The organism is Thiobacillus sp. 65-1402, from assembly GCF_001897685.1.
Lineage (GTDB): Bacteria > Pseudomonadota > Gammaproteobacteria > Burkholderiales > Thiobacillaceae > Thiobacillus.
Window position 1 is genome coordinate 1 of record NZ_MKUG01000174.1, and the last position, 18,942, is coordinate 18,942.

General features: G+C 66.7%; 22 protein-coding genes. 13 read left to right on the forward strand and 9 right to left on the reverse strand.

Going from position 1 to position 18,942, the window contains the following annotated elements; translation table 11 throughout:
- The 3 genes from BGO62_RS13150 to BGO62_RS13160 all read right to left on the reverse strand — a co-directional run.
- A partial coding sequence (locus tag BGO62_RS13150) for a sulfite exporter TauE/SafE family protein (protein ID WP_296643327.1) occupies positions 1–153 on the reverse strand: 153 nt, incomplete at its 3' end.
- The gene (locus BGO62_RS13155; RefSeq protein ID WP_296643255.1) at positions 150–1,535 is read right to left on the reverse strand and encodes an MFS transporter; all 1,386 of its coding nucleotides are present in this window, start codon (positions 1,533–1,535) and stop codon (positions 150–152) included. The genes BGO62_RS13150 and BGO62_RS13155, both read right to left, overlap by 4 nt.
- On the reverse strand, positions 1,532–2,311 hold the full coding sequence (locus BGO62_RS13160) for an exodeoxyribonuclease III (protein ID WP_296643258.1): 780 nt from the start codon (positions 2,309–2,311) through the stop codon (positions 1,532–1,534). Before BGO62_RS13160 ends, BGO62_RS13155 begins: the two co-directional genes overlap by 4 nt.
- Before the next feature lie 28 nt (positions 2,312–2,339).
- On the opposite strand from BGO62_RS13160, the gene pyrE reads away from it, so the two are divergent.
- Positions 2,340–2,978 (forward strand): orotate phosphoribosyltransferase, encoded by a 639-nt coding sequence (pyrE, locus tag BGO62_RS13165; protein ID WP_296643263.1) that lies wholly within the window; start codon positions 2,340–2,342, stop codon positions 2,976–2,978.
- A 16-nt stretch (positions 2,979–2,994) separates the two neighbouring features.
- Positions 2,995–3,564, forward strand: a complete 570-nt coding sequence (locus BGO62_RS13170) for a DUF4124 domain-containing protein (RefSeq protein WP_296643266.1) — start codon at positions 2,995–2,997, stop codon at positions 3,562–3,564.
- Between the two features lie 52 nt (positions 3,565–3,616).
- On the opposite strand, the gene gatB is transcribed toward BGO62_RS13170, so the two are convergent.
- From gatB to gatC, 3 genes are all read right to left on the reverse strand, one after another.
- A complete protein-coding gene (gene gatB / locus BGO62_RS13175; RefSeq protein WP_296643268.1) occupies positions 3,617–5,047 on the reverse strand; it encodes an Asp-tRNA(Asn)/Glu-tRNA(Gln) amidotransferase subunit GatB in 1,431 nt (476 codons plus the stop codon).
- A gap of 68 nt (positions 5,048–5,115) precedes the next feature.
- On the reverse strand, positions 5,116–6,591 hold the full coding sequence (gatA, locus tag BGO62_RS13180) for an Asp-tRNA(Asn)/Glu-tRNA(Gln) amidotransferase subunit GatA (protein WP_296643273.1): 1,476 nt from the start codon (positions 6,589–6,591) through the stop codon (positions 5,116–5,118).
- A 3-nt stretch (positions 6,592–6,594) separates the two neighbouring features.
- Positions 6,595–6,882, reverse strand: a complete 288-nt coding sequence (gatC, locus tag BGO62_RS13185; protein ID WP_296643275.1) for an Asp-tRNA(Asn)/Glu-tRNA(Gln) amidotransferase subunit GatC — start codon at positions 6,880–6,882, stop codon at positions 6,595–6,597.
- A gap of 100 nt (positions 6,883–6,982) precedes the next feature.
- Between gatC and BGO62_RS13190 the strand changes: the two genes are divergently transcribed.
- The 10 genes from BGO62_RS13190 to lipB are packed head-to-tail and all read left to right on the forward strand — an operon-like array spanning position 6,983 to position 16,202.
- A complete protein-coding gene (locus BGO62_RS13190) occupies positions 6,983–8,026 on the forward strand; it encodes a rod shape-determining protein (protein WP_296643277.1) in 1,044 nt (347 codons plus the stop codon).
- A gap of 32 nt (positions 8,027–8,058) precedes the next feature.
- Positions 8,059–8,904, forward strand: coding sequence for a rod shape-determining protein MreC (gene mreC, locus BGO62_RS13195; RefSeq protein WP_296643280.1), 846 nt, complete (start codon positions 8,059–8,061; stop codon positions 8,902–8,904).
- Entirely contained in the window at positions 8,901–9,401 is a 501-nt protein-coding gene (mreD, locus tag BGO62_RS13200; protein WP_296643282.1) for a rod shape-determining protein MreD, read from the forward strand. Before mreC ends, mreD begins: the two co-directional genes overlap by 4 nt.
- Before the next feature lie 55 nt (positions 9,402–9,456).
- Complete coding sequence (gene mrdA, locus BGO62_RS13205; protein WP_296643284.1) at positions 9,457–11,349, forward strand: penicillin-binding protein 2; 1,893 nt, start codon at positions 9,457–9,459, stop codon at positions 11,347–11,349.
- Positions 11,336–12,436 carry a rod shape-determining protein RodA gene (rodA, locus tag BGO62_RS13210; protein WP_296643285.1) on the forward strand — a complete coding sequence of 367 codons (1,101 nt, stop codon included), beginning with the start codon at positions 11,336–11,338 and terminating at the stop codon, positions 12,434–12,436. Before mrdA ends, rodA begins: the two co-directional genes overlap by 14 nt.
- Before the next feature lie 17 nt (positions 12,437–12,453).
- Complete coding sequence (locus BGO62_RS13215) at positions 12,454–13,284, forward strand: septal ring lytic transglycosylase RlpA family protein (protein ID WP_296643288.1); 831 nt, start codon at positions 12,454–12,456, stop codon at positions 13,282–13,284.
- A gap of 14 nt (positions 13,285–13,298) precedes the next feature.
- The gene (locus BGO62_RS13220; protein WP_296643289.1) at positions 13,299–14,414 is read left to right on the forward strand and encodes a D-alanyl-D-alanine carboxypeptidase family protein; all 1,116 of its coding nucleotides are present in this window, start codon (positions 13,299–13,301) and stop codon (positions 14,412–14,414) included.
- On the forward strand, positions 14,411–15,259 hold the full coding sequence (locus BGO62_RS13225) for a D-amino acid aminotransferase (protein ID WP_296643290.1): 849 nt from the start codon (positions 14,411–14,413) through the stop codon (positions 15,257–15,259). The genes BGO62_RS13220 and BGO62_RS13225 overlap by 4 nt, the downstream gene beginning before the upstream one ends.
- Entirely contained in the window at positions 15,256–15,522 is a 267-nt protein-coding gene (locus BGO62_RS13230) for a DUF493 domain-containing protein (protein ID WP_296643291.1), read from the forward strand. The genes BGO62_RS13225 and BGO62_RS13230 overlap by 4 nt, the downstream gene beginning before the upstream one ends.
- Before the next feature lie 41 nt (positions 15,523–15,563).
- Positions 15,564–16,202, forward strand: a complete 639-nt coding sequence (gene lipB, locus BGO62_RS13235; RefSeq protein ID WP_296643293.1) for a lipoyl(octanoyl) transferase LipB — start codon at positions 15,564–15,566, stop codon at positions 16,200–16,202.
- 3 nt (positions 16,203–16,205) lie between these two features.
- On the opposite strand, the gene BGO62_RS13240 is transcribed toward lipB, so the two are convergent.
- Together BGO62_RS13240 and BGO62_RS13245 are read right to left on the reverse strand one after the other, a co-directional pair.
- Positions 16,206–16,757: a TlpA disulfide reductase family protein gene (locus tag BGO62_RS13240; RefSeq protein WP_296643320.1), complete on the reverse strand. Its 552-nt coding sequence runs from the start codon at positions 16,755–16,757 to the stop codon at positions 16,206–16,208.
- Positions 16,744–17,307 (reverse strand): hypothetical protein, encoded by a 564-nt coding sequence (locus BGO62_RS13245; protein WP_296643322.1) that lies wholly within the window; start codon positions 17,305–17,307, stop codon positions 16,744–16,746. Before BGO62_RS13245 ends, BGO62_RS13240 begins: the two co-directional genes overlap by 14 nt.
- Before the next feature lie 49 nt (positions 17,308–17,356).
- On the opposite strand from BGO62_RS13245, the gene lipA reads away from it, so the two are divergent.
- Complete coding sequence (gene lipA / locus BGO62_RS13250) at positions 17,357–18,283, forward strand: lipoyl synthase (RefSeq protein ID WP_296643324.1); 927 nt, start codon at positions 17,357–17,359, stop codon at positions 18,281–18,283.
- On the opposite strand, the gene BGO62_RS13255 is transcribed toward lipA, so the two are convergent.
- Positions 18,284–18,942 (reverse strand): ABC transporter permease (locus BGO62_RS13255; protein WP_296643326.1); only part of this gene is annotated, 659 nt, incomplete at its 5' end.

An 18,942-nucleotide genomic window follows, 5' to 3' on the forward strand; every position in this document is an offset into this window, starting at 1 on the left:
CCCCAGGTTGTAGGCCAGATGCAGGCGGAACGGCGGCGTGCTGCCGTCGGCGCGGAAGGAAAACGCCGCGACGATGCCGCCGCACATGCCGACGCAATGCACCCCGCCGAGCAGGCCGGCGAGCAACGCGGTGAGGAGGGAGAATTCGATCATGGTTTTTCCTGGCCCCCGACCCCTGATCCCTGACCCCTGGAAACCAGCCACACCAGCAGCAGCACCGGTACCCCGATCAGCGCGGTGCCGGTGAAGAAGTTGGCCCAGCCATACGCATCGACGAACTCGCCGGAAAAGCCCGCGATGAACTTGGGCAGCAGCAGCATCACCGAGGTGAACAGCGCGTACTGGGTGGCCGAATAGGCCTGGTTGACCAGCCCCGACAGGTAGGCGACGAAGGCGCTCGAGGCGATGCCGGCGGAGAGGTTGTCCGCCGACACGGTGAACACCAGCGCGCCGACGTCGTGGCCGCGCCCGGCCAGCCAGACGAACAGCAGGTTGGTCGCCGCCGACAGCACCGCGCCGAAAAACAGCGTGCGCATCACGCCCATGCGCATCACCAGCAGGCCGCCGAGCCCCGCGCCGGCGATGGTCATGATCACGCCGTAGACCTTGGAGACGGTTGCCACCTCGTCCTTGGTGAAGCCCAGTTCCTGGTAGAAGGGATTGCTCATCACTCCCATCACCACGTCGGAGATGCGATACACGGCGATCAGCGCCAGCATCAGCAGCGCCTGCCACTTGTAGCGCTGGATGAAGTCGATGAAGGGCGACAGCACCGCGCTGTACAACCATGCCGTTGCGGCCAGCGGCCAGCCGCGCAATCCGGCGGCGGCGAACTTCGTGCGCGCATGCGTCTCGCGCGCGCTGGTTTCGCTGGAAACCTTCTTTTCCGGCTCGCGGATGATCAGCGTGGTGAGGATGCCGACGGCCATCAGCGCGGCCATCGCCGTGTACGCCACCTGCCAGGGGCGGAAGTCGTAGGTCGCCTCGGACGGATCGACGCTCGCCGCGATCCACAGCGCGCCGGCGCCGGCCGTGATCATCGCGATGCGATAACCCGCCTGGTAGGTCGCCGCCATCGCACCCTGCTTTTCGGTTTCCACTGCTTCAATCCGGTAGGCGTCGAGCGCGATGTCCTGCGTCGCCGAGGCGAAGGCGACCGCCAGCGCGAAGAACACCGTGTGCGCGAGATTGACCACCGGGTCGGTGTTCGCCATCCCCAGCAGCGCCAGCGCAATACAGACCTGCGACAGCAGCAGCCACGCCCGCCGCCGTCCCAGCATGCGGGTCAGGAGCGGCAGCGGCAGCCGGTCCACCAGCGGCGACCACAGGAACTTGAAGCCGTAGGCCAGCCCCACCCACGACAGATGCCCGATGGTGGCGCGCGCGATGCCCGCCTCCGACAGCCAGAACGACAGCGTGCCCAGCACCAGCAAGAGCGGCAGCCCGGCGGAGAAGCCGAGGAACAGCATGCCGACGACGCGCGGGTGGGTATAGACCTTGAGGGCGTTGAGCCAGGGGTGGGCGCGAAGCGTCATGGGCCGTAATCGTAATCGACAATCAGCGGCGCATGGTCGGAGAAGCGCTGGTCCTTGTAGACGCTGGCGGAGGTGGCTTTGGCGGCGATGCCGGGGGTGGCGATCTGATAGTCGATGCGCCAGCCGACGTTCTTCGCCCAGGCCTGGCCGCGGTTGCTCCACCAGGTGTAGGCCTCGCCTTCGTGATGTGGGTAGAGGCTGCGGTAGACGTCGACCCAGCCGAGTTCGTCGAACAGGCGCGTCATCCAGGCGCGCTCCTCGGGCAGGAAGCCGGAGTTTTTCTGGTTGGATTTCCAGTTTTTGAGGTCGATTTCCTTGTGGGCGATGTTCCAGTCGCCGCAGATGACGATTTCGCGGCCGGACTTCATCAGCGCTTCGAGGTGCGGAAAGAAGGCGTCGAGAAAGCGGAACTTGGCCTGCTGGCGTTCCTCGGAACTCGACCCGGAGGGCTGGTAGAGCGAAATGACGGCAAGCTTGCCGTAATCCGCTTCGATGTAGCGCCCCTCGGCGTCGAATTCGGGCACGCCGAGGCCTTCGACGATCTTCTGCGGTGCCTGGCGGGTGTAGACGCCGACGCCGCTGTAGCCCTTCTTTTCGGCGTAGTGGAAAGCGCCGGTCAGGCCGTCGCAGCGGATGAATTCGGGCTTGAGGTCGGCGGCCTGCGCCTTCAGCTCCTGCACGCAGACGACGTCGGCGCCTTGCGCGGGCAGCCAGTCGAAGAAGCCCTTGGTGGCGGCGGAACGGATGCCGTTGAGGTTGGCCGATATAATTCGCATTGCGTTTTTATTCAAGAAAAGTCAGGAAATGTCCGATTACAAAGCCGAGTTTGTGGAGTTCGCCATCGCGTCGCAGGTGTTGTGTTTTGGCGAGTTCAAAACCAAGGCGGGGCGCATGAGCCCCTACTTTTTCAATGCGGGGCTGTTCAACGACGGCGACAAGCTGAAACGGCTGGGCGAATTTTACGCGAAAGCCATCGTCGACTCCGGCATCGCCTTCGACGTGCTGTTCGGGCCGGCCTACAAGGGGATTCCGCTGGCGGCGGGCATTGCGATCGCGCTGGCGGGGATGGGCAGGAACGTGCCGTACGCTTACAACCGCAAGGAAGCCAAGGATCACGGCGAGGGCGGCACGGTGGTCGGCGCGGCGCTCACGGGGCGGGTGCTGATCGTCGACGACGTGATTTCGGCGGGCACCTCGGTGCGCGAATCGGTGGACCTGATCCGCAGCGCGGGCGCCGAACCGGCCGGGGTGGTGATCGCGCTGGACCGCATGGAGCGTGGTAGCGGCGACAAGTCGGCGGTACAGGAAGTACGAGAACAATATGGCATTCCGGTGGTGGCGGTGGTCACGCTGGACAACCTGGTGGAGTTTCTGGAACGTGATGCGAACCGACAAACTGAATTGCAGACTGTGGCGGGTTATCGGGAGAAATACGGCGTTTAGCGCACTGGCGGTTGCCGTGCTGCTGGCCGCGGGCACCGCACAGGCGGCGATGTACCGCTGGGTGGATGGCAACGGCCGCGTGCATTACAGCGACACCCTGCCGCCGAGCTACCAGAAAAGCGGCGCTGCCGAGATGAACAAGCAGGGCAGCATCATCAGGCGCACCCAGTCGGAGGCGGAGCGCCGCGCCGAAGCCGAGCGCCTGTCCGCGCAAAAACGCCTTCAGCAGGAGCAGCAAAAACAGGCGCAGCTCGACCGCGCGTTGACCTCGACTTACACCACCGAAGCGGAAATCGACCTGGCGCGCGACCGTGCGCTGGAACACCACAAGCTGGCGATCAAGGGCGCCGAAATCCGCGGCAAGGCGGTGGAAGCGAATCTGGCCGATTTGCGGACGCGCATCGCCAAGATCGAGCAGGCGGGCCGCAAGGTGGGGGCGGGTCTGACGGAGCAACTGGAGCAGGCCACCCGCGAGCAGCAGGAATTGAAGCGCACCATCCAGAGCAACGAGGAGGCGATGGAGAAGGTGCGCGGAAAGTATGCGGCCGACAAGGCGCGCTTCGTCGAGCTGTCGGGCAAGCAGTAAGGAACGGAATCAGGAAAGCGGCCTGGCCGGACATCCGGCCAGGCCGCTTTTTTCAATTCTGCAGTTTGGCTTTCAGCAGTTCGTTGACCTGCGCCGGGTTGGCCTTGCCGCGGCTGGCTTTCATCACCTGGCCGACCAGCGCGTTGAAGGCCTTGTCCTTGCCGGAACGGAATTCCTCGACCGACTTCGGGTTGGCGGCCAGCACCTCGTCGACGATCTTTTCCAGTTCGCCGGAATCCGACATCTGCCTGAGGCCGCGTGCGTCGATGATGGCGTCGACCTCACCGGCGCCTTCCCACAGCCCTTCGAACACCTGCTTGGCGAGCTTGCCGGACAGCGTGCCGTCCTGGATGCGCGCGATCAGCGCGCCGAGCCGGGCGGCGGAAACCGGGCTCGCCGCGATGTCGAGTTCGGCCTTGTTGAGCGCGGCCGAAAGCTCGCCCATCACCCAGTTGGCGGCGAGCTTGCCCTGGCCGCAGGTTTTCGCAACCGCCTCGAAGTAGTCGGCGAGCGCGCGCGAGCCGGTGAGCACCGCCGCGTCGTAGGCCGACACGCCGTAGTCGCGCTGGAAGCGCGTCTGCATCGCGGCGGGCAGTTCGGGCAGCGCGGCGCGCACCGCCTCGACCCAGCCTTCGTCGAGCTTGACCGGCAGCAGGTCGGGGTCGGGGAAGTAGCGGTAGTCGTGCGCGTCTTCCTTGCTGCGCATCATGCGCGTCTCGCCGCTGTCGGGGTCGAACAGCACCGTGGCCTGCTCGATGCGGCCGCCGTCTTCCAGCGTCTCGATCTGCCAGCGCACTTCGTAGTCGATCGCCTGCTGCAGGAAACGGAAGGAGTTGAGGTTCTTGATCTCGCGGCGGGTGCCGAATTCGGCCTGCCCCACCGGGCGCACCGAGACGTTGGCGTCGACGCGGAAGCTGCCTTCCTGCATGTTGCCGTCGCAGATGCCGATCCAGGTCACCAGGGTATGCAGCGCGCGAGCGTAGGCGACGGCCTCGGCGCTTGATCGCATCTCCGGCTCGGAGACGATCTCCAAAAGCGGCGTGCCGGCGCGGTTGAGGTCGATCCCGGTCATGCCGTGGAAGTCCTCGTGCAGCGACTTGCCGGCGTCTTCCTCCAGGTGGGCGCGGGTGAGGTGGATGGTTTTTTCTTCACCATCCACCACGATTTTCAGCGTGCCGCCCTCGACGATGGGTTTCGCCAGCTGGCTGATCTGGTAGCCCTTGGGAAGATCGGGGTAGAAGTAGTTCTTGCGGTCGAACACGTTGACGCGGTTGAGCGTGGCGCCGATCGCCAGGCCGAACTTGATCGCGCACTCGACCGCGCCGCGGTTCAGTACCGGCAGCACGCCGGGCAGTGCGATGTCGACCGCGGAGGCCTGGGTGTTGGGCGCGGCACCGAAGGCGGTGCTGCTGCCGGAAAAGATCTTGGACTGGGTAGCGAGCTGGGTGTGGACTTCCAGCCCGATGACGGTCTCCCACTTCATACGTGTAACCTCGTGAGGCGTGAGGGGTGAGGGGTGAGGCGCAGGGTGCGGGTCACGACTTTCATCGCCTAAGGCTTCTCGCCCGACGCCGCACCCAGCGGCGGAAGCCGCTTGTGCCAGTCGGTGGCGCACTGGTACTGGTGGGCGACGTTGAGCATCTTCGCCTCGGAAAAATAGTTGCCGACCAGCTGCAGGCCGATCGGCAGGCCCTGGCTGTCGAAGCCGCACGGCAGGCTCATGCCGGGCAGGCCGGCGAGGTTGGCGGGAATGGTGTAGAGGTCGTTCAGGTACATCTCCACCGGGTCGTCGGATTTTTCGCCCAGCCTGAACGCGGTGCCGGGCGCGGTGGGGCCGAGGATGACGTCGCAGGCCTCGAACGCCGCGCTGAAGTCGTCGGCGATCAGGCGGCGGATTTTCTGCGCCTGCAGGTAGTAGGCGTCGTAATAGCCATGACTCAGGACATAGGCGCCGATCAGGATGCGGCGCTTGACCTCGGCGCCGAAGCCCTGCGCGCGGGTCTTGCAGTACATGTCGTCGAGGTTGGCGTAGTCCGGCGCGCGGTAGCCGTAGCGCACGCCGTCGAAGCGCGACAGGTTGGACGAGGCTTCGGCGGGCGCGAGCACGTAGTAGACCGGGATGGCGAGCTGCGAGTTGGCAAGCGAGATCTCGACCGGAGTGGCGCCGAGCTTCTTCAGCTCGGCGACCGCCGCTTCGACCGCGGCAGCGACTTCGCTGTTGAGGCCCTCGGCGAAGAACTCCTTCGGCAGACCGACGCGCAGGCCGGCGAGCGGCTTGTCCAGGTCGCGCGCGTAGTCTTCCTTGTCGCGTTCCAGGCTGGTCGAGTCGTTGGGGTCGAAGCCGGTCATCACGTTCAAGAGCAGCGCGCAGTCCTCGGCCGACGGCGCCATCGGCCCGGCCTGGTCGAGGCTGGAGGCGAAGGCGATCATGCCGAAGCGCGACACCAGGCCGTAGGTCGGTTTCAAGCCGGTGATGCCGGTGAACGCGGCCGGCTGGCGGATCGAGCCGCCGGTGTCGGTGCCGGTGGCGGCGGGCGCCATGCGCGCGGCGATGCAGGCGGCGGCGCCGCCCGACGAGCCGCCCGGCACGCGGGCGATGTCCCAGGGATTCTTCACCGCGCCGAAATAACTGGTTTCGTTGGACGAGCCCATGGCGAACTCGTCCATGTTGGTCTTGCCGAGGCTCGGCATGCCGGCGGCCTTGAAGCGCTGGATCACGTGCGCGTCGTAGGGCGCGACGAAGTTGTGCAGCATTTTCGAGCCGCAGGTGGTGAGCCAGCCGTCGGTGCAGAAGATGTCCTTGTGGGCGATCGGCACGCCGGTGAGCGGGCCGTTCTTCCCGGCGGCGATGAGCGCGTCGGCGGCGGCCGCTTCGGCCAGGGTTTTTTCGGCATCGACCGTGATGAAGGCGTTGATCGCCGGGTTCAGCGCGGCGATGCGGTCGAGGTAGGACTGCGCCAGCTCGCGGCTGGACACCTGCTTCGCCGCGAGCTGCGCGGCGAGCGCGGAAAGGGATGTGTCGGACATGGCTTATTCGATGACTTTGGGCACGAGATAGAGGCCGTTCTCGACTGCCGGGGCGATGGCCTGGAAGGCGGCGTGGCGGTCGGTTTCGGTCACCGCGTCGTCGCGCAGGCGCTGATAGACCTCCTGCGCATGGGCCATCGGGCCGACGCCGCTTGTGTCCACCGCCTGCATGGTGGCGATGAGGTCGAAAATGCTGTTGAGCTGGGCCTGCGTGGCCTGCGCCTCGACATCGCTGATTTCTATGCGCGCAAGGCGGGCGATGCGCTTGACGTCGTCCGGGCTGAGGGACATGGAAGCACCTGGTGACTTACGGGAACGAAGCCCGTTAGGGTATCATAGGCCCCTTGTTTTTTCTGCCCTTTCACCCGCCTGTGCGGGTGCAGCCGCCACCATGTTCAAGTTCCTGACCAGCTATTTTTCAACCGATCTGGCGATCGACCTCGGTACTGCCAACACGCTGATCTACGTGCGCGACCGCGGCATCGTGCTTGATGAGCCCTCGGTGGTGTCGATCCGCACCGATGCGGCGGGCAGCGGCAAGAAAAGCGTGCAGGCGGTGGGCGCGGAAGCCAAACAGATGCTGGGCCGCACGCCGGGCAACCTGCAGGCGATCCGGCCGATGAAGGATGGCGTGATAGCCGACTTCACCGTTACCGAGCAGATGCTCAAGTACTTCATCAAGAAGGTGCATGACACCCGCATGCTGCGCCCCAGCCCACGCATCATCATCTGCGTGCCGTGCGGTTCGACCCAGGTGGAGCGCCGCGCGATCCGTGAATCGGCGATCGGCGCCGGCGCCCGCCAGGTGTATCTGATCGAGGAGCCGATGGCGGCGGCGATCGGCGCGGGCATGCCGGTGGCCGATGCCACCGGCTCGATGGTGGTGGACATCGGCGGCGGCACCACCGAGGTCGGGGTGATTTCGCTCGGCGGCGTGGTCTACGCCAATTCGGTGCGCGTCGGCGGCGACCGTATGGACGAAGCCATCATCAGCTATATCCGCCGCAACTACGGCATGCTGATCGGCGAGGCCACGGCCGAGTTGATCAAGAAAAAAATGGGCTCGGCCTTTCCCGGCGCCGAAGTGCTGGAAATGGAAGTCAAGGGCCGCAGCCTGGCCGAAGGCGTGCCGCGCAGCTTCAATGTGTCGTCCAACGAAATCCTCGAGGCGCTGACCGAGCCGCTCAATGCCATCGTCAGCGCGGTCAAGCAGGCTCTGGAACAGACCCCGCCGGAACTGGGTGCCGATATCGCCGAACGTGGCATGGTGCTGACCGGCGGCGGCGCGCTGCTGCGCGACCTCGACCGCCTGCTGATGGAAGAAACCGGCCTGCCGGTGATCGTCGCCGACGACCCGCTGACCTGCGTGGTGCGCGGTTCCGGCCGCGCGCTGGAAGAAATGGACAAGCTGGCATCGGTGTTCACCAACGAGTGAGCGTGGCGGCGCGGCATCCCGGGGTGTAACCGATGGCGACGCCGGGTCAGCTCATGTTCGCCCGCCGGCTGGGGCCGACGGCACGCCTGTTGATCTGGCTGCTGGTTGGCGCGAGCTGCGTGGTGCTCGATACTCACTATCACGCGCTCGAAGGCGTACGCAGCGGGTTTTCGCTGCTGCTGCAGCCGGTGCGCGAAGCCACGCGCGCGCCTGCCGCGGTCGCTGCCGAACTCGGCGGATTCTTTACCCGCCACCGCCTCCTGCAAAAAGAGCGCGATACGCTGCTGGCCGAACGGGCGCGGCTGATCGCCGGCGTGAATGCGGCGCGGGATCTGGCGCGCGAAAACGCCGAATTGCGCGCCCTGATGCAACTGCAAACCCGCCCCGGGCAGCAGATGGTGCGGGCGGCCTCGCTGTATCAGGGACACGACTGGTTCTCCCAGCGCATCACGCTGGATCTCGGCGCCGGAGCGGGACTGCGCAGCGGGCTGCCGGTGATCGACACTATCGGGCTGGTAGGACAGGTGAGCCGGGTTTTTCCCGGCGCGAGCGAAGTCACGCTGGTGAGCAATCCGGACCAGCTGACGCCCGTGTTCGTCGAGCGCACCGGCCAGCGCGGGCTGGCCGCCGGCAGCGGGCACGGCCAGATGGAGCTGCGCTACATGCCCACCCAGACCGATATCCGGCCCGGCGACCGTCTGCTGACATCGGGCATCGACCGGGTGTACCCGGCCGGCATCCCGGTGGCGCGCGTGAGCCGGGTTTCCCGTTCGCAATCCAGCCCCTACCTGCGGGTGGAATGCCTGCCGCTGGCGGGCCTCGACCGTTCCCGGGCCGTGCTGGTACTCGTCGCTGAACCGCGGGTGGCCCAACCATGAACGCAACCCCCCAAACTGTTGGCGGCTGGCGTCGCATCCTGGGCAGCCTGGCCCTGGCGGTGCTGCTGGAGCAGCTGCCGTGGTCGGGCTGGGCGCTGGCTTTGCGGCCGGATTTCGTGCTGGTTGGCGTGCTGTTCTGGGCCTTGCATCAGCCCGCCCGCATCGGCTTCGGAACGGCATTCTTTCTCGGCCTGCTGGCCGACTTTCAGGACGGCGCGGTGTTCGGCCAGCACGCCATCGCCTATGCGATCGACGTCTACCTGGTGCTGTTCCTGCGCCTGCGGCTGCTGCAGTTCGATCCGTTCCGGCAGGCGGCGCAGCTGTTCCCCATCCTGCTGACGGGGCAGCTGGCGGTGCTGCTGGTTGGCTGGCTGGCGGTCAATCCGCCGACCGGGCTGGTGATCCTGCTGCCGGTGCTGAGCAGCACCCTGCTGTGGTATCTGATCGCCGGGTTTGTTCGGCTGTGGCACGGCAAGGGCCTGCGGGGCCAGGCATGAGCCTGGGGCAAGCCCGCCGGCAGCACCGCGACGCGTGCGGCACGGAAGGCCGGGCATGCTGCTAGCGCCGCAGATCAAGAATCTGGACCGCGAGCTGGCGCGCTTTCACGGGCGGCTGAAAGCGGGCGCGGCGTTCGTCGCGCTGCTGGCGATCGCGCTGCTGGCGCGCGCGTTTTATCTGCAGATCGTGCAGCACGATCACTACATCCAGCGTGCCGAAAGCAACCGTATTTCGCTGGTGCCCGCTGCGCCCAACCGCGGCTTGATCCTGGACCGCAACGACCGCATCCTGGCGGAAAACTATTCGGCTTACACGCTGGAACTGACGCGGGCGCAGACCTCCGATCTGGAGGCCACGCTGGCCATGGTCGGCCAGCTGATCGAGATTACGCCGGGGCAATTGCGGCGTTTCCGGCGCCTGCTCGCCGAATCGCACGAGTTCGAGACCGTGCCGCTGAAAAGCAAGCTCACCGACGAGGAGGTGGCGATCCTGGCGGCCAACCGCTATCGCCTGCCGGGGGTGGAAGTGAAGGCGAGGCTGTTCCGCAATTATCAGGCCGGCCCCGGCATGGCGCACGTGGTGGGATTTATCGGCCGCATCAACGACGGCGACCTGAAACGCCTGCGCGCGGACGGCCGCGAGCAGAATTACAAGGGCAGCGTCCACATCGGCAAGACCGGCCTGGAGCAGAGTTACGAAACCCTGCTGCACGGCCGCACCGGCTTCGACCAGATGGAAACCGATGCCAGCGGCCGCGCAGTGCGCATGCTGTCGCGGATTCCGCCGGTGCCGGGCAAGGACTTGCGGCTGTATCTCGATGCGGAGCTGCAGGCGGTGGCCGAGCACGCGTTCGGCGATTACCTGGGCGGGCTGGTGGCGCTCGATCCCAATACCGGCGGCGTGCTGGCGCTGGTGAGCAAGCCGGGATTCGACCCCAACCTGTTTGTCGACGGCATCGACCCGGAAACCTGGAAGTCGCTCAACGAATCGCCGGAGCGGCCGATGGTGAACCGCGTATTGCGCGGCATCTACCCGCCGGGCTCGACCATCAAGCCGCTGATGGCGCTGGCCGGGCTGGAGCTGGGCTTGCGCAAGCCCGCGGACAGCATCGTCGATCCGGGCTATTTCACGCTGCCCAACAGCAGCCATCAGTTCCGCGACTGGAAGCGCGGCGGTCACGGCAGCGTCGACCTGCGGCGCTCCATCGCCCAGTCGTGCGACATCTACTATTACAAGCTGGCAGTGGACATGGGGGTCGACCGCATGCACGACTACCTGGCGCAGTTCGGCCTCGGCGAGAAAAGCGGCATCGACCTGGAAGGCGAGTCGTCCGGCCTGCTGCCTTCGCGCGACTGGAAGCAGCGCCGCTTCAAGCAGGCCTGGTATCCCGGCGAGACGGTGATCGCCGGCATCGGCCAGGGCTATCACCTGACCACCCCGCTGCAACTGGCGACGGCGACCGCCATGCTCGCCAATGGCGGCAAACGGATCGAGCCGCGTCTGGTGCAGGCGGTGCGCGACCCGCTCAACCATGTCTGGCAGCCGCAGCCGGCCGTCGTGCGCCGGCAGGTGGCGATCGACCCGGAAAATCTCGGGGTGGTGCGCGCAGGCATGATGGACGTGATGCGCCCGGGCGGCACGGCGTCGGTAGCCGCGGCCGGCGCGCCGTACACGATAGCCGGCAAGACCGGCACGGCGCAGGTGGTCGGCATCAAGCAGGGGGCACGTTACGACGAAAGCCGCCTGGCGCGGCAGCATCGCGACCATGCGCTGTTCATTGCCTATGCCCCGGCCGAAAACCCCACCATAGCGGTCGCGGTGATGGTGGAAAACGGCGGCCATGGCAGTTCGGTCGCGGCGCCGGTCGCGCGCGCGGTGTTCGATTATTACCTGACGGGGAAACGCCCCGGCAACATGAAGCTGGAGACGGACAATGCCGCAGAGTAGACACTGGATCGTGCGCCGGCTGAGCCACCTCGACGGCATCCTGCTGGTCCTGGTGCTGCTGCTGCTGGGCATCAGCCTGGCCGTGGTGGCGAGCGCTTCGGGCCAGAGCCCGGCGCGCATCAGCGGCCATCTCGTCAACATGGGGCTGGCGCTGTCGGTGATGGTGGTGATGGCCAACGTGCCGCCGCATCTGCTGTCCAAGGTCGGCCCGCCCCTGTATGCGGCCGGGGTGGTGCTGCTGATCGGGGTGGCGCTGTTCGGCGAGATCCGCAACGGTTCGCGGCGCTGGCTGAATCTGGGCGTGATGGCCTTCCAGCCGTCGGAACTGCTGAAGCTGGCGCTGCCGCTGATGCTGGCCTGGTATTTCCAGCGCAACGAGGCGGTGCTGCGCGCCAAGCATTTTCTGGTCGGCGGCGCCCTGCTGCTGGTGCCGTTCCTGCTGGTGCTGCGCCAGCCCGATCTGGGCACGGCGCTGATGCTCGGCGCTTCGGGCTTCTACCTGCTGTTCTTCGCCGGCCTGCCGTGGAAGGCCATGTTCGGCGGCGCCGCACTCGGCGCGGCGAGCCTGCCGGTGGTATGGGGGCTGCTGCACGACTACCAGCAGCGGCGCGTGCTGACCCTGCTCGACCCCACGTCGGACCCGCTCGGCGACGGCTACCACATCATCCAGTCCACCATCGCGATCGGCTCGGGCGGGCTGTTCGGCAAGGGCTGGACGCAGGGCACGCAAAACCAGCTCGACTTCATTCCCGAGCGCACCACCGATTTCATTTTCGCCGTGTTCGGCGAGGAGTTCGGCTATATCGGTGCGATTCTGCTGGTCGGGCTGTATCTGGCCATCGTCGCGCGCGGCCTGACCATCGCAGCGCGCGCGCCGACCCAGTTCGGGCGCCTGATGGCGGCCACGCTGAGCCTCAATCTGTTCACCTACGTGTTCGTCAACATGGGCATGGTGTCCGGCATCCTGCCGGTGGTCGGCGTGCCGCTGCCCTTGATGAGCTATGGCGGGACGGCGCTCATCACCTTGCTCTTGGGGATGGGCATCCTGATGAGCGTGGCGACGCACCGTCAGCTGAACAAAACGTGACGCGATAAAATACCGCCATGAAAACGATCCTGATTCTGGGACTGGCCGCCGCCGCCCTGGCGCTGGGCGGTTGCGGCAGCAGCCCGTCGGTTCCCGCCAAGCAGCCGCCTCCCGCCGCGACGGCAAAGAAGGGCGGCTATTACCTCGACGACGGCCCCGAGGCCAATCCGCCGGCGAACCTGGATGCGGTACCCGACGCGGAGCCGCGCGACGAGCCGCTGCATCGCTTCGCCAACCGCCCCTACGTCGCGCTGGGCAACGCCTACACCCCGCAGACCGAGCGCCGCGCCCATCGCGAAGAAGGCCAGGCCTCGTGGTACGGCCGCCGCTTTCATGGCAGGAAGACCGCGTCGGGCGAGCCGTACGACATGTACGCCATGACCGCGGCGCATCCCACGCTGCCGATTCCCAGCTATGCGCGGGTCACCGCGCTCGGCACCGGCAAGTCGGTGGTGGTGCGCATCAACGACCGCGGGCCGTTCCACAGCAAGCGCGTCATCGACCTGTCGTATACCGCCGCTTACAAGCTGGGGTATCTGGGGGGCGGCAGCGCGCGCGTGCGGGTGGAAAGCCTCGATCCCGCGGCCTACGATACCCGCGGCGAAGCGCTGCTCGACGGCGTCTATCTGCAGGTGGGCGCGTTTTCGCGCCCGGATAACGCGCAGCAATTGCTCGAACGCCTGGCGCGGGCGCTGCAACTCGATGCCGGCCGCACCCGCGTGGTGCTCAACGGTTCGCTACACCGCGTGCAGGTCGGTCCCTATCTCAGCGACGACGCGGCGCATGCGGATCGTGCGCGGGTGCGGGAACGTCTCGACCTGAACGCAGTCCTGGTTAGACGCGATTGACAATGGGACTGCGCATGAAATTGATCTGGTTGGGGCTGGCATTGCTGTTCTCCGCCCCGCTATGGGCCGCCCCCGCTGGCGTCTCGGCGCGCGCCTGGGTGGTGATCGACCAGGCGAGCGGGCGCGAGCTGGCGGCGCATCAGGCCGACCTGCCGCTGGCGCCGGCGTCGCTGACCCAGCTGATGACGGCCTATGTGCTGCTGGGCGATATCCGCAAAAACAAGCTCCGCCTGGACGCGACGGTCGCCGTGCCGGAAGCCGCCGTCCAGGCCGACGGCGCGCGCGTGTTCCTCGTGGCAGGCGAGCAGGTGCGCGTCGACACCCTGTTGCAGGCGATGCTGGTGCAGTCGGCCAGCGACGCCACGCTGACGCTGGTGACGGCGACCGACGGCAGCGAGGCGGCATTCGTCGAACGCATGAACCGCGAGGCCAGGCGGCTCGGCATGAGCAAGAGCCGTTTCCTGAACGCCACCGGATTGAGCGAGCCGGGGCATGAGTCGAGCGCGCGCGACCTCGCCTTGCTGAGCCGGGCACTGGCGCGCGACTACCCGGATCGGCTGGCGCTGTTCGCCCAGAAGGAGTTTGCGTTCAAGGGCATCACCTATTACAACGGCAATCGCCTGTTGTGGCGCGACAGCACGGTAAACGGCCTGAAAGCCGGGCGTACGCCGCAGGCCGGCTATTGCATGGCGGCATCGGCACAGCGCGGCGACCAGCGCCGCATCGCGGTGGCGCTGGGCACGCGATCGGACGCGCTGCGTACGCAGGACACCCTGAAGCTGCTCAACTACGGCTTTGAAAGTTTCGACAGCGTGCTGCTCTTCCGCGCGCAGCAGCCGGTCAAGGTGTCGAAGCTGTACCGCGGCGTGCGCCCTTCGGTGAGCATGGGGTTTGCGCAGGATTTCCATGTGCTGGTACCCAAGGGCGGCGGCGCTCGCATCAAGGCCCAGGCCACCACCCAGCAGCCGGTCGTGGCGCCGGTGCGCAAGGGCCAGCGCCTGGGCACCCTGCTGCTGACGCTCGACGGCCAGCCGCTCGGCGATTACCCGCTGGTTGCCCTGCAGGATGTCGGCGTGGCAGGCATTTTCGGCCGCGGCTGGGATTCGATCCGGCTGCTGTTCGCGCAATGAGCGCCTACCTCAACGGCCAGTTCCTGCCGCTTGCCGAAGCGAAGATCCCGGCGCTCGACCGCGGCTTCGTCTTCGGCGACGGCGTGTACGAGCTGGTGCCGGTGTATTCGAACAAGCCGTTCCGGCTCGACGACCACCTGCGCCGCCTGCAAGGCAGCCTCGACGGGATACGCCTAGCCAATCCGCACGGGATCGATGTGTGGCGCGACCTGATCCTGCGCTTGATTGAACTGCAGGATTTCGCCGACCAGTCGATCTACATCCAGGTCACCCGCGGCGTTGCGCCGCGCGACCACGCTTTCCCCAAGGGCGTGCCGCCGACGGTGTTCATGTTCGCGCAGCCGCTGCTGACGGCCACACCCGAGCAAAAAGCCGCCGGGGTGTGCGCGGTCACCGCCGTCGACAACCGCTGGCTACGCTGCAACATCAAGGCGATTTCGCTGCTGGCCAACATCCTGCTGCGCCAGCAGGCGGTCGACGCCGATTGTGCCGAGACCGTGATGCTGCGCGACGGGTTTCTGACCGAAGGGGCGGCGAGCAACATCTTCGCGGTGAAGGATGGCGTGCTGCTGGCGCCGCCGCCATCGAACCTGATGCTGACCGGCATCACCTACGACGTGGTGCTGGAACTCGCGGCGGCACACGGCATTCCGCATGAGGTGCGGGCGATCGGCGAAGCCGAGGTGCGCGCCGCCGACGAGCTGTGGATGAGCTCGTCGACCAAGGAAATCATGGCCATCGTGAAGCTGGATGGCGTCCCGGTCGGCGCCGGCGTGCCGGGCCCCATTGCGCGACGGATGGACGCGTTGTATCAAACCTTCAAACAACAGGTGATGCGCGCATGAGCGAAGAAGACACCCTGCTGCAATTTCCCACCGACTTCCCGATCAAGATCATGGGCCAGCGACGCGACGACTTCGCGCAGACCATGGTCGAACTGGTGTTGCGCCATGCGCCCGATTTCAAGGCCGAAACCGTCGAGATGCGCGCGTCCAGCAGCGGCAACTATCTGTCCGTGACCTGCGTGGTGCGTGCCACCTCGAAGGCGCAGCTCGATGCGCTGTATCGCGAGATCACCGCGCATCCGTGGGTGAAGATGGCGTTGTGAACGGCGAGGCGCAAGATTCGAGCTGCACGCGGCAAGGGGGTGTGCACGGCAGCCCGGGGCTCTGCGTCCGGAGCCTGGGGCGGGTCGAGTACGCCCCGACCTGGCGGGCGATGCAGGACTTCACCGCGCGGCGCACAGCCGATACCCCGGACGAGCTATGGCTGCTGGAGCATCCGCCGGTCTACACCCAGGGTCAGGCCGGCAAGCCCGAGCACCTGATCGCCGAAACCGACATTCCCGTCGTCCCGATCGACCGCGGCGGCCAGATCACCTACCACGGGCCGGGACAGGTGGTGGCCTATGTACTGGTCGACCTGCGGCGGCGCGGCTACGGCATCCGCGAACTGGTGGTGCGCCTGGAGCAGGCGGTGATCGACCTGCTGGCGGCGCAGGGCGTGGCCGCCGCACGGCTGGCAGGGGCGCCGGGCGTGTATGTCGCCGGCGCCAAGATCGCTGCGCTCGGCCTGCGCGTGAAGCATGGCTGCACTTATCATGGGCTGGCGCTCAACGTCGACATGGACCTGGCGCCGTTTGCCGCCATCAATCCCTGCGGCTACGCCGGCATGCCGGTGACGCAATGCCGCGACCTCGGTATCACCCTGCCGCTCGCGCAGGTCGAAGAAGCCCTCGGGCAGGCGCTGCTGAACACGATCCACCAGCCCCCGGGCCCCAGCCCCTAGCCCCTACTTCCCCATCACGTCCCGGATCGCCTTCACCATGTCCGGATGGTCGAACTCGCGCCCGCCGATGGCGCTGGCGACGATGCGCCCCTGCTTGTCGACCAGGAAGGTGGTCGGCAGCCCCGCCACCTTCCAGGCCTGCATGGCGCGGCTCGTGCTGTCGAGCAGAATGGGAAAGTGCAGCGCGGTGTCGAGCTGGCTGGTGAAGGCGTGGATGGTGTCGGCGTCTTCGCCGACATCGACTGCCAGCACCGCAAAGGCTTCGCCTTTGAGCGCCTGCGACAGGCGTTCCATCGACGGCATTTCGCGCCGGCACGGCGGGCACCAGGTTGCCCAGAAATTGATCAGCACGACCTTGCCCCTGAGCTTCGCCAGATCGTGCGTTGCGCCGTCGATGTCTTTCAGCTTGAGTGCCGGAGCGGGCTTGGGCGCCTGCTTCATCAGGCTGTGGGACAGCGGCGGGAGGTCCGCTGCGTGGGCGCCGGTCGTGGCCGGGATGCCGAATATCAGCGCCGTCCCCAGCAGCATGCCTGCGATGCGATCAAGACGTTTCATTTGCACACCTCACCTGTTCGAGTTTTCCTGAATGGGTTTTGCCGTCTGCGCGCCAGACGAAGCGCAGGTCGAATTGGCCGTTGCGCGGCACGCTGTAGGTCGTCATGCCCTGGTTCCAGTCCCCCGGCGCGAAGGTCTGCGCGGCGGGGAACTGCGCCCAGTTGAAGGCGATGCGCGCGGCCTCGTTCACGCCCTGGCGTTTCCAGATGCGTTCCCACTCGACCTTGCTGCGAATGGCGCGTGGCGGCTGCCCGGCCGGTTCATAGCGCCAGTCGGCCAGGCGGTGCTGAATCGGCGTCTCGCCGATATTGCGCACCACCGTCATGAAGATGCATTCGGCGGCGTAGCGTTCCGCCGCGGTGGCGGAAAAACCGCGCGCCTGATAAAAACCGCGCGCCTGGTCCGGGCTGATCTGGGTCAGGCGCACCTGGATGGCGCCGCTTTCGGCTTGCCAGGTGGCCAGCCCGGTTTCCGCATCCACGCTGAAATCGGCGCCGGCTATGGAGACGCTACTCCACGCAGCCAGCAGGGTCAGGGTCGACAGGCGCATAAGCTAAAATCCCAAGAGTTGATATTCCCGACGTTGTTCCGAGCATATTATGGCAGACCCTCTCCAGCACAAAGGCGCCGCCAAGACCGCGCGCATTCCGATCAAGATCGTGCCGCAGCCGCGCATGCGCCTGCCGCCCTGGATCCGCGCCAAGTCGCCCAACGTGCCGAACGTGGCGCGGCTGAAGGGCATCCTGCGCGAGGCGAAGCTGCACACGGTGTGCGAAGAGGCCTCGTGCCCCAACCTCGGCGAATGCTTTGGCCACGGCACCGCCACCTTCATGATTCTCGGCGACCTGTGCACGCGGCGCTGTCCCTTCTGCGACGTCGGCCACGGCACGCCGCTGCCGCCGGACGCCGACGAGCCGCGCCACCTGGCCGAGACGATCGCGCTGATGGCGCTGCAATACGTGGTGATCACCAGCGTCGACCGCGACGACCTGCGTGACGGCGGGGCGGAACACTTCGCGCAGTGCATCGCGGCGGTGCGCGAAGCCTCGCCGGCCACCCGCATCGAAATCCTCACCCCGGATTTCCGCGGCCGGCTGGAGAAGGCGCTCGACATGCTCGACATGGCGCCGCCCGACGTGATGAACCACAACCTGGAAACCGTGCCGCGTCTCTACAAGGCGGCGCGTCCCGGCGCCGACTACGCGCACTCGCTCAAGCTGCTGAAGGATTTCAAGGCGTGCCATCCCGACATTCCGACCAAGTCCGGGCTGATGCTGGGGCTGGGCGAGGAGGACGACGAGATCCTGCAGGTGATGCGCGACCTGCGTGCGCACGACGTCGACATGCTGACCCTCGGCCAGTATCTGCAGCCCTCGCAGCATCACCTGCCGGTGCTGCGTTTCGTCACCCCGGAACGCTTTGCGCAGTTCGAGCAGGAGGCGCTGGCGATGGGCTTCAGGCATGCCGCCTGCGGACCGATGGTGCGCTCGAGCTATCACGCCGACCGGCAGGCGGCCGGCGTTTGACTATTTGAGCAGACGCCGCCGCGTCAGCGCCAGCGCGACGACATAGCCCAGGCTGCCGTAAACCAGCAGCGCGGCGGCATGCAGCGCAATGTTGTCGGGCATGCTGCCGACGACCAGCGGGCGCGCCAGATCGATGGCATGGGTGAGCGGCAGCCAGGCCGACACGCTTTGCACCGGCAGCGGCAGTTGCGATACCGGAAAGAACACGCCGCACAGCAGCACCATCGGCGTGATCACCAGCGTGAAGTAGTAGAGGAAGAAATCGTAGCTCGGCGACACCGCATTCATCACCAGCCCCATGCCGCCGAAGCAGAAGCCGACCAGCGCCACCACCGGGATGATCCACAGCGTCATCCAGAAATCGCCGTAGAGCCCGAGTCCCCAGATCACCGCCAGGATCGCCAGCCCGGACAGCAGGCTCTTGGCCACCGCCCAGGTCAGCTCGCCCAGCATCACGTCGTCGAGCGTGAGCGGCGCGTTGAGGATGGCGTCCCAGGTGCGCTGCACGTGCATGCGCGAGAAGCTCGAATACAGCACCTCGAACGTGGCGGCGTTCATCGTGCTGTAGGCGACCGTGCCGGCGGCGAGGAAGGTCAGGTAGGGCATGCCGCCGACATCCGGCAGCAGGCTGCCGAGGCCGTATCCCAGGCCCAGCATGT

Bases quoted from the DNA above. Each gene is read 5' to 3' on its own strand.
- BGO62_RS13155 (WP_296643255.1), bottom strand. From the start codon at position 1,535: ATGACGCTTCGCGCCCACCCCTGGCTCAACGCCCTCAAGGTCTATACC.
- BGO62_RS13160 (WP_296643258.1), bottom strand. From the start codon at position 2,311: ATGCGAATTATATCGGCCAACCTCAACGGCATCCGTTCCGCCGCCACC.
- pyrE (WP_296643263.1), top strand. From the start codon at position 2,340: ATGTCCGATTACAAAGCCGAGTTTGTGGAGTTCGCCATCGCGTCGCAG.
- gatB (WP_296643268.1), bottom strand. From the start codon at position 5,047: ATGAAGTGGGAGACCGTCATCGGGCTGGAAGTCCACACCCAGCTCGCT.
- gatA (WP_296643273.1), bottom strand. From the start codon at position 6,591: ATGTCCGACACATCCCTTTCCGCGCTCGCCGCGCAGCTCGCGGCGAAG.
- gatC (WP_296643275.1), bottom strand. From the start codon at position 6,882: ATGTCCCTCAGCCCGGACGACGTCAAGCGCATCGCCCGCCTTGCGCGC.
- BGO62_RS13190 (WP_296643277.1), top strand. From the start codon at position 6,983: ATGTTCAAGTTCCTGACCAGCTATTTTTCAACCGATCTGGCGATCGAC.
- mreC (WP_296643280.1), top strand. From the start codon at position 8,059: ATGGCGACGCCGGGTCAGCTCATGTTCGCCCGCCGGCTGGGGCCGACG.
- mreD (WP_296643282.1), top strand. From the start codon at position 8,901: ATGAACGCAACCCCCCAAACTGTTGGCGGCTGGCGTCGCATCCTGGGC.
- mrdA (WP_296643284.1), top strand. From the start codon at position 9,457: ATGCTGCTAGCGCCGCAGATCAAGAATCTGGACCGCGAGCTGGCGCGC.
- rodA (WP_296643285.1), top strand. From the start codon at position 11,336: ATGCCGCAGAGTAGACACTGGATCGTGCGCCGGCTGAGCCACCTCGAC.
- BGO62_RS13215 (WP_296643288.1), top strand. From the start codon at position 12,454: ATGAAAACGATCCTGATTCTGGGACTGGCCGCCGCCGCCCTGGCGCTG.
- BGO62_RS13220 (WP_296643289.1), top strand. From the start codon at position 13,299: ATGAAATTGATCTGGTTGGGGCTGGCATTGCTGTTCTCCGCCCCGCTA.
- BGO62_RS13225 (WP_296643290.1), top strand. From the start codon at position 14,411: ATGAGCGCCTACCTCAACGGCCAGTTCCTGCCGCTTGCCGAAGCGAAG.
- BGO62_RS13230 (WP_296643291.1), top strand. From the start codon at position 15,256: ATGAGCGAAGAAGACACCCTGCTGCAATTTCCCACCGACTTCCCGATC.
- BGO62_RS13240 (WP_296643320.1), bottom strand. From the start codon at position 16,757: ATGAAACGTCTTGATCGCATCGCAGGCATGCTGCTGGGGACGGCGCTG.
- BGO62_RS13245 (WP_296643322.1), bottom strand. From the start codon at position 17,307: ATGCGCCTGTCGACCCTGACCCTGCTGGCTGCGTGGAGTAGCGTCTCC.
- lipA (WP_296643324.1), top strand. From the start codon at position 17,357: ATGGCAGACCCTCTCCAGCACAAAGGCGCCGCCAAGACCGCGCGCATT.